Annotated in this window: 13 protein-coding genes; 10 read left to right on the top strand and 3 right to left on the bottom strand. The window is 64.5% G+C overall.

The window, feature by feature from the left end; translation table 11 throughout:
- Nucleotides 1-85: 85 nt before the first annotated feature.
- From V9K91_RS08595 to V9K91_RS08585, 3 genes are read left to right on the top strand one after another with little or no spacing between them, the layout of a single operon-like run.
- The gene (locus tag V9K91_RS08595) at nucleotides 86-1,201 is read left to right on the top strand and encodes an alpha/beta fold hydrolase (RefSeq protein ID WP_336443040.1); all 1,116 of its coding nucleotides are present in this window, start codon (nucleotides 86-88) and stop codon (nucleotides 1,199-1,201) included.
- On the top strand, nucleotides 1,198-2,256 hold the full coding sequence (locus tag V9K91_RS08590; protein WP_336443039.1) for an alpha/beta hydrolase: 1,059 nt from the start codon (nucleotides 1,198-1,200) through the stop codon (nucleotides 2,254-2,256). The genes V9K91_RS08595 and V9K91_RS08590 overlap by 4 nt, the downstream gene beginning before the upstream one ends.
- Entirely contained in the window at nucleotides 2,253-3,407 is a 1,155-nt protein-coding gene (locus V9K91_RS08585; RefSeq protein ID WP_336443038.1) for a carboxymuconolactone decarboxylase family protein, read from the top strand. The genes V9K91_RS08590 and V9K91_RS08585 overlap by 4 nt, the downstream gene beginning before the upstream one ends.
- Before the next feature lie 10 nt (nucleotides 3,408-3,417).
- Here V9K91_RS08585 and V9K91_RS08580 read toward each other — a convergent pair whose 3' ends face one another.
- Nucleotides 3,418-4,311 carry a LysR family transcriptional regulator gene (locus V9K91_RS08580; RefSeq protein WP_093536493.1) on the bottom strand — a complete coding sequence of 298 codons (894 nt, stop codon included), beginning with the start codon at nucleotides 4,309-4,311 and terminating at the stop codon, nucleotides 3,418-3,420.
- A gap of 74 nt (nucleotides 4,312-4,385) precedes the next feature.
- Here V9K91_RS08580 and V9K91_RS08575 point away from each other — a divergent pair, with 74 nt between their 5' ends.
- Together V9K91_RS08575 and V9K91_RS08570 are read left to right on the top strand one after the other, a co-directional pair.
- A complete protein-coding gene (locus V9K91_RS08575; protein WP_249832524.1) occupies nucleotides 4,386-4,979 on the top strand; it encodes a flavodoxin in 594 nt (197 codons plus the stop codon).
- A 10-nt stretch (nucleotides 4,980-4,989) separates the two neighbouring features.
- Entirely contained in the window at nucleotides 4,990-5,982 is a 993-nt protein-coding gene (locus V9K91_RS08570; RefSeq protein WP_336443037.1) for an aldo/keto reductase, read from the top strand.
- A gap of 557 nt (nucleotides 5,983-6,539) precedes the next feature.
- Here the strand turns inward: V9K91_RS08570 and V9K91_RS08565 are convergent.
- Together V9K91_RS08565 and gcvA are read right to left on the bottom strand one after the other, a co-directional pair.
- Nucleotides 6,540-6,884 carry a hypothetical protein gene (locus V9K91_RS08565; RefSeq protein WP_336443036.1) on the bottom strand — a complete coding sequence of 115 codons (345 nt, stop codon included), beginning with the start codon at nucleotides 6,882-6,884 and terminating at the stop codon, nucleotides 6,540-6,542.
- A complete protein-coding gene (gene gcvA, locus V9K91_RS08560; protein ID WP_336443035.1) occupies nucleotides 6,881-7,804 on the bottom strand; it encodes a transcriptional regulator GcvA in 924 nt (307 codons plus the stop codon). Before gcvA ends, V9K91_RS08565 begins: the two co-directional genes overlap by 4 nt.
- 130 nt (nucleotides 7,805-7,934) lie before the next feature.
- Between gcvA and V9K91_RS08555 the strand changes: the two genes are divergently transcribed.
- Genes V9K91_RS08555 through V9K91_RS08535 form a run of 5 tightly spaced genes read left to right on the top strand, consistent with a single transcriptional unit; the run spans nucleotide 7,935 to nucleotide 11,047 of the window.
- Nucleotides 7,935-8,084 carry a hypothetical protein gene (locus V9K91_RS08555; RefSeq protein WP_176472675.1) on the top strand — a complete coding sequence of 50 codons (150 nt, stop codon included), beginning with the start codon at nucleotides 7,935-7,937 and terminating at the stop codon, nucleotides 8,082-8,084.
- Nucleotides 8,081-8,935, top strand: coding sequence for an MBL fold metallo-hydrolase (locus V9K91_RS08550; protein WP_095364096.1), 855 nt, complete (start codon nucleotides 8,081-8,083; stop codon nucleotides 8,933-8,935). The genes V9K91_RS08555 and V9K91_RS08550 overlap by 4 nt, the downstream gene beginning before the upstream one ends.
- Complete coding sequence (locus V9K91_RS08545; RefSeq protein WP_336443034.1) at nucleotides 8,932-9,618, top strand: hypothetical protein; 687 nt, start codon at nucleotides 8,932-8,934, stop codon at nucleotides 9,616-9,618. Before V9K91_RS08550 ends, V9K91_RS08545 begins: the two co-directional genes overlap by 4 nt.
- A gap of 25 nt (nucleotides 9,619-9,643) precedes the next feature.
- Nucleotides 9,644-10,012: a nuclear transport factor 2 family protein gene (locus V9K91_RS08540; RefSeq protein ID WP_210132574.1), complete on the top strand. Its 369-nt coding sequence runs from the start codon at nucleotides 9,644-9,646 to the stop codon at nucleotides 10,010-10,012.
- A 24-nt stretch (nucleotides 10,013-10,036) separates the two neighbouring features.
- On the top strand, nucleotides 10,037-11,047 hold the full coding sequence (locus V9K91_RS08535; RefSeq protein ID WP_336443033.1) for a L,D-transpeptidase: 1,011 nt from the start codon (nucleotides 10,037-10,039) through the stop codon (nucleotides 11,045-11,047).
- Nucleotides 11,048-11,114: the final 67 nt, after the last annotated feature.

Here is an 11,114-nt window from a genome sequence, read left to right as displayed (position 1 = left end):
TGCATTAGTCATATGCCACTCCTGCGCTTTTTCCATCAATCCCCTGCACGTAGATTCTCCTGACCCCTTTGTCACGGAGTGGAACATGCAGACACGCACGATTCCCCCCACTGCGGTGGCGGGCCTGAGGACTGCATTCACCTGTGTTGTGGCCGTGCTCTTTGCCGCGACCGCCATGGCCAGCGAGCCACTGCAGATCCAATCACAGGGCAGCGTGATCGCCGGCGGCACGGTACAGCAGCAGCCGGGCACGTTCGATCCGCTGGCGCCGACCAAGCCGGATGGCCAGAGCTACCACGGCGATCATGTCTACGCCTTCTACCAGGTGCCGGTGAAGGCGCGGCCGTTGCCCATCGTGATGTGGCACGGCGCGGGCCAGTCGTCCAAAAGCTGGGAAACCACGGCCGACGGTCGCGAGGGCTTCCAGAACCTGTTCCTGCGTCGCCGCTTCACCACCTATCTGATCGATCAGCCGCGGCGCGGAAAAGCTGGCCGAAGCATGGTCGAGTCCACACTGAAGCCCGTGGCGGACGAGCAGATGTGGTTCAACCAGTTCCGCATTGGCCTGTGGCCCGAGTACTTTCGTGACAGCCAGTTCCCCAAGGGCGAGGCCGCGCTTGAGCAGTTCTTCCGCTCGGTCACGCCCAACACCGGCCCCTATGACATCGGGGTAGTCTCCGATGGGGTGGTCGCTCTGCTGGAAAAGACCGGGCCGGCGATCCTGTTCACCCATTCGCAGGCTGGCGGCCCGGGCTGGATGACGGCAATCAAGAGCCCGAACGTGCGCGCCATCGTTGCCTTCGAGCCCGGCAGCAGCTTCGTCTTCGCCAAGGACGATGCACCGGCGCCGATTCCCAGTGCGTTCGATACCGTCGCACCCGTGGTGGTGTCGCCCGAGGAGTTCAAGGCGCTGACACGCATCCCCATCCTGGTGCTGTACGGCGACAACATTCCCGAAAAGCCGATGCGCATGCCCGCGCAGGACAGCTGGCGGGCGCGCCTGGAAATGGCACGCGCCTGGCGCGACGCCGTCAACCGTCAGGGTGGGAATGTCACCCTGGTCCACCTGCCGGAGATCGGCATCCGTGGCAACAGCCATTTCCCGTTCTCGGACCTCAACAACGTGCAGATCGCCGACCTGGTGAGCGATTTCCTGCAGAAGCAACATCTGGACGGTACGACCAAGGAGCACCACGAATGAAGCACCTGATGCGCGCCTCGCTGCTGGCAATATCCCTCGGCCTGGCAGCAGGCACCGCGTCCGCTGCGGACTACCGGCTCAATCCGTTCAAACTGGCCTACGAAGGTGCGATCACGCAGAACGTGCCCGGCGAGGTCAATGTCCACCCGGTGACCTATCCGCTGAATGGAATCGAGATCGCGGCCAATTTCTACACGCCGCCCAACTTCGATGCCGCCAGGAAATACCCCACCATCGTGATCGCCCACCCCAATGGCGGGGTCAAGGAGCAGGTGGCTGGCCTGTATGCACAGCGTCTGGCCGAGCAGGGCTACATCACCATCACCGCCGATGCCGCCTATCAGGGGGCAAGTGGCGGCCAGCCCCGGAGCGTGGACAAACCTGCGCACCGCATCGAAGACATCCACGGCATGGCCGATTTCATCAGCCGATTCCCCTGGGTGGACACCAGACGCCTGGGCCTGCTGGGCATCTGTGGCGGCGGTGGCTACTCGCTGGCGGCCGCCCAGTCCGACAAGCGTTTCAAGGCGGTGGCAACGATCAGCATGTTCAATTCCGGTCGCGTGCGACGCAACGGCTATGCTGATTCGCAGCTGGCCACCCTCCAGCAACGCCTGCAACAGGCCTCCGACGCGCGCGCACAGGAGCCCGCTGGCGGCGAAGTACTTTACTCCGGTAACGCCAACCTGACCGACGAACAGATCGCCAAGCTCCCCTTCGACCTGTACCGGCAAGGCTACGAGTACTACTGGAAGACCCACGCGCACCCCAATTCCACGTTCCGCTATACCACCGGCAGCCTGCTCGACCTGATGCGCTGGGACGCGATCAACCAGATAGAACTGATCAACCAGCCGCTGCTGATGATCGCCGGTAGCAAGGCTGACAGCCTGTACATGACCCAGGACGCCTTCGCCAAGGCAACCGGCACCACCGACAAAGAACTGGTGCTGCTCGATGGTGCCACTCATATCGAAACCTACTGGGTACCGCGCTACGTGGATGCCGCAGTGGGCAAGCTCAATACCTTCTATGCCCGGACACTGACCCAATGACCGATCAACGCACTTCCACTGGCCGCAACGCGGTACTTGGCCTGGCACTGAGCGTGGCCGCTCCGTTCGCCGGTGCGGCCGAATCGGCGACGCAGCAGATTGCCCGTGCCGGCACGCAGGCTTCGTTCGCAGGCCCAGCGGAAAACTTCATCGGCAAGGTCCGCGTGGACCCGCTGTTTGCCGCCGACGCAGAGGTTCAAGCCTCCTCCGCCTACGTAAGCTTCGAGCCAGGCGCGCATTCGGCCTGGCATACCCATCCGGCCGGGCAGCGCCTGGTGGTGACGTCGGGCGTTGGGCTCACGCAGGAATGGGGCAAACCGGCACAGCGGATCCACCCTGGTGATGTGGTGGTGTGCCCGGCCGGCGTGAAGCACTGGCACGGTGCGGCGCCGCACAGCGCGATGACCCATCTTGCGGTCACAGGCGTGGCCGAGGGCAAGACGGTCACGTGGATGGAACAGGTAAGTGACGGGCAATACAGCGAGGCGGCTGCGATCTTCGATGTGGCGGTTGCGGGTGCTTTGTCGGCCCGGCAGCAGGCGATTCCGCTGATCGCCGCTGCTGCGGCTACCAGCAACCTCCCGCAGCTCAATGCAGCCCTCAACCGCGGGCTGGATGCAGGGCTCAGCATCAGCGAAGCCAAGGAAATCCTGGTGCAGATGTATGCCTACACCGGCTTTCCGAAAAGCCTCAATGCCCTCGGCGAGTTGATGGAGGTGATGGAAGCGCGCAAAGGGCAGGGTATTGCCGATGCGCCCGGCCAGCCACCCAGCGGCGAGATTCCGGTGGGGGCGGCGCTGCGTGCCGTGGGCACAGCCAACCAGACCCGCATTTCCGGCGCGCCGGTAACGGGCCCGGTGATGGAGTTCGCCCCGGTCATCAACCAGTTCCTGCAATCGCACCTGTTTGGCGACATCTTCGAGCGCGACAACCTGGACTGGCAAGGCCGCGAACTGGCCACGGTGGGCGCGTTGGCAGCCATGCCTGGCGTGGAAGCGCAGTTGCGCTCGCATATGGCCGCCAGCCAGCGTGTAGGGTTGAGCCGCGAACAGCTGGAACACGTAGTCCAACTACTGGCCCATAGTGGCGACCCGGCCGCATCTGCGCGCGCAGCGAAGGCGCTGGAACAAGTCTCGACACCTTCGCCCTGAGCAACTGCCCTCAGCCCGGGTAGCGCAGGGCGTCACGCAACAGCGTGAACGCTGGCGAAGACTGCCGGCGGCTGGGGTAGTACAGGTGGTAGCCCGGGAACGACGGGCACCAGTCCTGCAGTACGTGCACCAGCGTGCCGGCCTGCACGTGCGGGCGCACCAGGTCTTCGGGCATGTAGGCCAGGCCCAGCCCTTCCAGCGCTGCGCCCAGGCGCAGGGCGACGTTGTTGAACACCAGCTGGCCTTCCACCCGGACCTTGAGCTCCTGGCCCTTTTTCTCGAACTCCCAGGCGTAGATGCCGCCGTGGGTGGGCAGGCGGATGGTGATGCAGTTGTGCTGGGTGAGATCGTGCGGCGACTTTGGCTTCGGGTTGCGCTGGAAGTAGGCCGGCGAGCCCACCACCGCCATCCGAAGGTCCGGCCCGACGCGCACGGCGATCATGTCTTTGGCCAACTGTTCGCCCATGCGGATGCCGGCATCGAAGCCTTCGGCCACGATGTCGGTCAGGCCGTAGTCCACGATCACTTCGATATTGAGGTCCGGATGCTGGGGCAGCAGTTTGCCCAGCACCGGTTGCATGACCGTAAGCGCAGCATGCTCGCCGGCGGTGATGCGCAGGCGCCCTGCAGGCTTGTCACGGAAGGCATTGAGTTGGGCCAGCTCGGCATCGATCTCCTCGAAGCGCGGGGCGATCACCTGCAGCAGCTGTTCGCCCGCTTCGGTCGGCGAAACGCTTCGAGTCGTCCGGGCGAGCAGGCGCACGCCCAGCCGCTCCTCCAGCTGGCGCATGGACCGGCTGAGCGCCGGCTGGGACATGCCCAGCTGGGCAGCGGCCCGGGTAAAGCTGCGCTCACGCGCCACCAGGGCAAACATCGCCAACTGGTCGTAATTCTCGATGGCCATTGATGCGCTCCGGATATAAGCGATATCCGATTATGCCCCTGCAAGTATGTTTTTTGGGGGCGTAGATTGGCCCCATGACCACTCCATCCCCAAACCCCGGCCGCCGCGCGGTGGTGGCTGCACTGGCGTCGCTGCCGCTGGGATGCACTGCAGCGGACCCCGAACAGCAGGCAGCATTGGCGTCCTCGACCCGGACGCTGGTGGCGTACTTCTCGCGCTCGGGAAACACGCGTGTGATTGCCGGGTTGATCCATCGCAGCCTGCCGAGCGACCTGTTCGAGATCCAGGCGGCAGAAGAATACCCGGCCGACTATCTGGAAACGGTAGCGAAGGCCAGACAGGAAAGGGACGACGGCGTTGAGCCTGCATTGCGCGCGTCCATCGACGACATGAGCCGCTACGACACCGTGTACCTGGGATTCCCGATCTGGGGTGAAACCGCGCCTCCGGTGATCCGATCCTTTCTGTCACGGCACGAGATGAGCGGCAAGACCGTCGTGCCCTTCACTACCCATGGCGGTTATGGCGTAGGCAGCAGCCTTCGCGTGCTCGCCCGCCATGCACCCAATGCTCGCATCCTGGACGCCTTCACGATGGAAGCCGATCAGGAGCGCAGGACCATGGAGACGGTCAACGCCTGGTTGGCTACTCCCCCCACTGTTCGATGAGGACGCCACGATGAAAACCCGCATTCTTGGACAAGGCCTTGCAGTTTCCGCCCTCGGCCTGGGCTGCATGGGCATGAGTTCGGGCGACGGCCCGGCGGCAGACAGGCAGGAGATGATCGCGCTGATCCGCACGGCGGTGGAGCGGGGCGTTACCCACTTCGATACGGCGGAGGCCTATGGCCCGTTCGCCAATGAAGAGCTGGTGGGCGAGGCACTGGCGACGGTGCGCGACCAGGTGGTGATCGCCACCAAGTTCGGTTTCGATATCGACCCGGTAACCGGTGCGCGTGGACCGGGCACCAACAGCCAGCCGGCGCATATCAAGGCGGCCGTTGAGGCGAGCCTGAAGCGGTTGCGTACCGAGCGCATCGACCTGCTGTACCAGCACCGGGTAGACCCGGCGGTGCCGATTGAGGACGTGGCCGGTGCGGTGAAGGACCTGATTGCGGAAGGGAAGGTAGGGCACTTCGGGCTGTCCGAAGCAGGGCTGCAGACCATCCGTAGGGCCCATGCGGTGCAGCCACTGACGGCCGTGCAGAGTGAGTACTCGCTGTTCTGGCGCGAGCCGGAAAACGAGCTGCTGCCCCTGCTGGAAGAACTGGGCATCGGCTTCGTGCCCTTCAGCCCATTGGGCGCCGGGTTCCTCACCGGCAAGATTGACGAGCACACCCAGTTCGACGCCAGCGATTTCCGTAACGTGGTGCCGCGCTTCTCTGCAGAAGCCCGCAAGGCCAACATGGCATTGGTGGATGTGGTCAAGGCACTGGCCGTCGAGAAGGGTGCCACGCCTGCGCAGGTTGCCTTGGCTTGGCTGCTGGCACAGAAGCCGTGGATCTCACCCATTCCCGGCACGACAAAGCTGCACCGCCTTGATGAGAATCTGGGCGCGTTGGACCTGATTCTGGAGCCGGCCGACCTGCAACGGATCGATGGCGAACTGGCCCATATACGCATCAGCGGCGAGCGCTTGCCCGAAGCTGCGTTGAAGATGACGGGTAGGTAGGCGGGTACTTCGCTGGCATGATGCCGGAAGTCAGGATCAGGGAGTGGACTCGCAGAATGCAGGTTTCTTCTCGAGTCCTGAAGGGAAGGCTGTCCCGCTTGTTGCCGGAACCGGGCAGCCCTATGATCACTGCGTAGGCTGGGCCCGGATCTGGAAATTCCACACATTGGAGGTGAATGATGAAGGCAGTAGCCGGTTTCCTCTCGCTTTTCTGCGTGTCAATTTCCGTATCAGCAGCCACCCCGGTATCAGTGCAGTTCACAGGCGTAGTACAGCAGGACGCCTTGCCGCCTGTTGCACTGGATCTGCAACTGCCATCCCAGCAGGCAGTAACCGTTCAACTCTCCAGCGGCTTCAATCTGGAGCTCACAACGCCTGGAAACCCAGCCAGTCCAGATGGGGCCCGCATCAGGCTGCTGTCGTCCAAGGGAGAGGTAATGCACACGGCTCGCGTACCGGATGCTGGCCTTGCCAGCGTCTCCTTCGCTTACCATGTATGCGCGGGTAGTGTCACGTACATGTCCCCGGCGCCAGCCGTCGTGCCTGCCTGCAGGGTGTCAGCCCGGCTCTCTCGCTGACTGACGCAGGGCGGGCTGGTCCTCTTTCAGCGACAACGGCCGCGCCATGTCTCTCATCCAGCCCCAGAGGATGTAAAAAATGGGGCTGGTGGTGAGAACCCCGATCGACAGCAGCACAACGCCGTAGTTGAACAGCCGCTGCGGGTCGCACTCCAGCGGTCCGCTATTGCCCTTGCCCATCCGGACACAGCCGTGTTCCGGATAGGCAACGGCGTAGGCGCCCCAGACGAACAGGCCGGCCAACAGGGCGAACAGCAACATCACGCCCAGCTCTGCATCCTTGTTTCCCAGCCGCTCCCACCGCTGCGCCAGCCGCAGGTTCAACATGGGGCACCGGAGAGCTGCTGCTGCTCCTGCCGCAGCCAGTGGCAGAATGCTTCCACCTCGGGGCGCTGTTGGGAGACGTCACGGCGTATCAGCCAGAATGCATAAGCATTCTCCAGGCCCACGCCAAGCGGCTTCACCAACCGGCCTTGCCGAAGGTCGTCGTACACGAGGGGAGCGAGGCCCAACGCAACACCCTGGCCTGAAACTGCAGCTTCCTGGGCAAGATAGATGCTGGCGAGGACAGGCCCCGACGCGGGGTTTACCTTTGTGGCACCTGCTGCCGCCAACCAATCCGACCACGCAGGAGCCCCTGGGCGGCCTGTCGCGCCCTCATCGTGCAGCAGTGTGTAGTGGCGCAGATCGTCAGGGTGTTTTAATCCGTGCGGGCTGGCGCCCAGCAGCGCGGGCGAGCAAACGGGGAACGCAGGTGCCTGCATCAGTAAATCTGCACGGACGCCAGCGTACTTGCCCGCTCCATAGCGGATGCCCACATCAAATCCCCCGCGCAGGAAGTCCGCGTGCTCGTCGCTGGTGTCGATCCGCACCCGTGCGTCCGGAAATGCCTGCTGGAACCGGTGCAGCCGTGGCACCAGCCACTTGGCCGCGAACGATTCCATGGTGGTCACCCGCAGTACGGCCGGCGCCCGGTTCCGGGCACGGTCCAACGCCAGGTCCAGCTGTCCCAACAGCTCACCCACCGTTGCAGCCAGTTCGACGCCTTCCGGCGTCAGCGTCACCGAGCGACGGTTACGCTGGAACAGGCTCACGCCAAGGTGTTCTTCCAGATGCTTTACCTGGTGGCTCACGGCCGCCGGGGTGACGAACAACTCACTGGCCGCGCCGTTGAAGCTCAGGTGGCGCGCCGCCGCTTCAAACGTACGCAGGGCATTGAGCGGGGCGGCGGGTCGGGTTTTCACAGGCGCCTGGCAGAGCGGAGTCGTCCGCATCGTATCGCATTAGATTTTCTAAGGCGAAGGGCAAAACAACTCGTTTGTCGCGCCCCGGCGGGTTGGCCACGATGCCCATCCTGCCAACAGGGTGTCCGTAATGCGAATCCAGGAACTGGCTACAGATGTCGTGATGTTCGTCGGTGACGAGGTGGAATCGGTCGCCACCACATTCATGGATGGAGAGCGGGCGCTGCTGGTCGACTCACTGGGCAGCGAGGCCGATGCCGCCCGGGAGCAAGAAGCATGAATGACCTCAACCACCGTCGGCGCTTCCTTGTGGGATGCGCGGGCGCGGCAGCGGCGACGCTGCTTCCGTTCGGGGCGCTGGCAGCAGCGGCAGTGCCCAGAACACTGCGCGCCCAGCGACTGGCATGGGCAGGAGTCCGCCTGCAATTGCCCGACAGCACGCTGTTCATCGATCCGCTGGTCAGTCCAGAGGCATGGGGCAGGGCACTACCTGACCGGCTGGTGCCAGTGGCCGATGCGGTCGGCGAAACCCACGTACTGGTCACCCACACCCATTCGGACCACTTCGATGGCACCGCAGTAGCGACCGCGCTCAAGAACGGCGGGGTGTTGGCGTATCCGGCAGGCTTGCAGCCCTCACCGTGGCCGCAGGGCGCGCGTGCCCGCCCCAGTGCGCTGTGGGAGCCGCAGCTGCTGGGCGACTTCACCGCCACGCCGGTGCCTGCATCGGATGGTTACGGGGATACGCAGGTCTCATGGGTTGTCTCGGCCGGCGGGCGGCGCATCTTCCACGGCGGCGATACCCAGTGGCATGGCAACTGGTGGCGCATCGGCCGCCAGTTTGGCCCGTTCGATGCAGCGTTTCTCCCGATCAATGGCGCGCGCTTCGGCTGGCGCGAGCCGGCGAGTGGCCAGCCGGGCGTGCTCGCGCCCGAGCAGGCGGTGGCCGCTGCGGTTATCCTCGGCGCTAGGGTGCTGGTGCCGATTCACTACGGTGTCAGCGGAATGGACAAGTATGTCGAGGTGGATGATCCGCTTGGCAGGGTTCGCCAGGCCGCACGCGAGCGGGATGTCCCTTTGCAGATCATGGAGCCGGGCACGTGGTTGCCGTGGCCGGAAGGGAGCCTATGAAAGCGCTGAACTGCATCATCATTGCCTTCGCCGTATCGTCCCCGGCCCTGCATGCACATGCGGCGGAGCGTGCCAGCCCCAAGCGCCCCTCCGTCGAGCAGCTGCAGAAGGTCATCGTCAGCAGGTCGCCGCAGACCCGTGTGGAAGCAGCGGACAGCGACCGCATCACCGCACGCCGCATCGACATCGTTGACGAACAGGGCGTGATCCGCATGACCCTTTCGGGCCAGACGCCCGCGCCGATCATCGACGGCATCCAGTACAAGCGCGCCTTCAATGTGGCGGGCATGGTGCTGTACGACGACAAGGGCAGTGAGCGCGGCGGCTTCGGTACCGCGGACGTAGATGGCGGCATGGCCGTCCTCGCCTTGGACCACCCCGCCATGGATGCCATCGGCTGGCGCGTCTCACCGGATGGCGAGGTGCGCTTTTCGATCAACCAGGCACCGCCGTTGATTCGCGAACCCCGCCTGGACAACCGCCTGATTCCGGGCGTGCAGACACCCACACGGATCCAGATGGTGGTGGGTGCCGACGGCACGCCGGCCATCGCGCTCAACGACAAGCAGGACCGGGCCAGGCTGCGCTTGACCGTCACCCCGGAAGGCTACGGCGCCATCGAGTTCCTGGATGCGCAGGGCAAAGTAATCCATACGCTGGCACCAGAAGCAGCACAACAGTAACGCCAACCACTTTCATGGAGTCCGCATGGATACTGAAATCCGGCAGCACGAGGAAGCCCTGCGCGTTGCGATGCTCACCAGCGACGTGGAGGCCCTGGAATCCCTGATCGCAGACGACCTGATCTTTGTGGGGCCGTCAGGCGATGTTTTTCACAAGCAGGATGATCTTTCGCTGCACCGTTCCGGACGCCAGAAGCTCACCTTGGCAGAGTGGCGATCTGTAGAGATCTCCGCGCAAGGGCAGGCCGCTGTAACCTCGGTAACAGCCGAACTGGCAGGCACGTTCGACGGCGCTGCGTTCGCAGGGCACTTCAGGTACTGCCGCTTCTGGGTGAAAACGGCGAGCGGCTGGCAGGTGCTGGGAGGTTCGGTTATCGCGTTACCATCGGCCTGAACCCACTGCTGGACGCACCTCATGATGAAATCTGGCCTGCTGTTGATTGTGCTGATGATGTCTGCCGGGCAGGCCCTGGCCACGCCGTCATGGGGCGCGCCCAGTTCCAGCCCGGCCAACACCTCGCCGGCCGCGCTCAAGCCGGGCGAGTGGGTGTGGGGTGGGGATTCCAAAGCGATGGGCCCGATGGCGGTGGTGGTGAGCATCACCGAGCAGCGCGCCTACGTGTACCGCAACGGCCTGCTGGAAGCCGTGTCCACGGTGAGCACCGGCAAGCCCGGTCACGAAACGCCCACGGGTGTGTTCACCATCCTGCAGAAGGACAAGGACCACCATTCCAGCAAGTACAACGACGCCGCCATGCCGTACCAGGAACGTCTTACCTGGGATGGCATTGCCCTGCATGCCGGCGGGTTGCCGGGGTACCCGGAATCCCATGGCTGCGTGCACCTGCCCACCGAGTTTGCCCGGCGGCTGTTCGGTGCGACCAACATGGGCATGGTGGTAGTGATCGCCAAGGAGGGCGTATCCGATCCGACGCTGGTGCACCCCCGCGTGGCCAGCCCGATCGACCCGGGCACCGGCAAGGAAGTGCTGTCCGTACCGCTGGGCACACAGGAGGCGTTCCGTTGGCAGCCTGACGTTGCACCCACCGGCGTTGTGTCGCTGCTGCTCAGCACCAGCGACCGCCGCCTGTTCGCATACCGTGACGGCAAGGAGATCGGCCGTTCGCGCGTGGATTTCCGCGATGGCGCAGCGCCTGAAGGAACGCGCGCGTACATGGTTGCCAGCAGCAACGCGCCGGCAACCGAACCCTCATGGGTAGAGGTTGGCATCCCGGGCGAGGAAGCGGCCCGTGGCACCGTGGTGAGCCAGGCCGACGAGCAGCGCGTGCTGCTGCCCGAAGGGTTCCGTGCCGCGCTGCGGCCGCTGATGAGCCCGGGGGTGGTACTGCTGGTAACCGACCAGCATGTGCTGCCCGACACCACGGGGCCGGCATTGCAGGTGCTGAATGCCGAGCAGCCGGCGCTTTAATGAGACCCCCAGATGGGGGAGGCATTGCGAGCCCTGATTCTGGATGCGGCAACGGGCGGCCCGGTGG

Source organism: Stenotrophomonas sp. CCNWLW57 (genome assembly GCF_037203925.1).
Lineage (GTDB): Bacteria > Pseudomonadota > Gammaproteobacteria > Xanthomonadales > Xanthomonadaceae > Stenotrophomonas > Stenotrophomonas rhizophila_A.
The sequence above is the reverse complement of the archived record's forward strand: the minus strand, read 5'-3'. Positions and strand labels throughout refer to the sequence as shown.

What these genes read in the sequence shown, in the direction of transcription:
- V9K91_RS08595 (WP_336443040.1), top strand. Translation starts at nt 86, where the DNA reads ATGCAGACACGCACGATTCCCCCCACTGCGGTGGCGGGCCTGAGGACT.
- V9K91_RS08590 (WP_336443039.1), top strand. Translation starts at nt 1,198, where the DNA reads ATGAAGCACCTGATGCGCGCCTCGCTGCTGGCAATATCCCTCGGCCTG.
- V9K91_RS08585 (WP_336443038.1), top strand. Translation starts at nt 2,253, where the DNA reads ATGACCGATCAACGCACTTCCACTGGCCGCAACGCGGTACTTGGCCTG.
- V9K91_RS08580 (WP_093536493.1), bottom strand. Translation starts at nt 4,311, where the DNA reads ATGGCCATCGAGAATTACGACCAGTTGGCGATGTTTGCCCTGGTGGCG.
- V9K91_RS08575 (WP_249832524.1), top strand. Translation starts at nt 4,386, where the DNA reads ATGACCACTCCATCCCCAAACCCCGGCCGCCGCGCGGTGGTGGCTGCA.
- V9K91_RS08570 (WP_336443037.1), top strand. Translation starts at nt 4,990, where the DNA reads ATGAAAACCCGCATTCTTGGACAAGGCCTTGCAGTTTCCGCCCTCGGC.
- V9K91_RS08555 (WP_176472675.1), top strand. Translation starts at nt 7,935, where the DNA reads ATGCGAATCCAGGAACTGGCTACAGATGTCGTGATGTTCGTCGGTGAC.
- V9K91_RS08550 (WP_095364096.1), top strand. Translation starts at nt 8,081, where the DNA reads ATGAATGACCTCAACCACCGTCGGCGCTTCCTTGTGGGATGCGCGGGC.
- V9K91_RS08545 (WP_336443034.1), top strand. Translation starts at nt 8,932, where the DNA reads ATGAAAGCGCTGAACTGCATCATCATTGCCTTCGCCGTATCGTCCCCG.
- V9K91_RS08540 (WP_210132574.1), top strand. Translation starts at nt 9,644, where the DNA reads ATGGATACTGAAATCCGGCAGCACGAGGAAGCCCTGCGCGTTGCGATG.
- V9K91_RS08535 (WP_336443033.1), top strand. Translation starts at nt 10,037, where the DNA reads ATGAAATCTGGCCTGCTGTTGATTGTGCTGATGATGTCTGCCGGGCAG.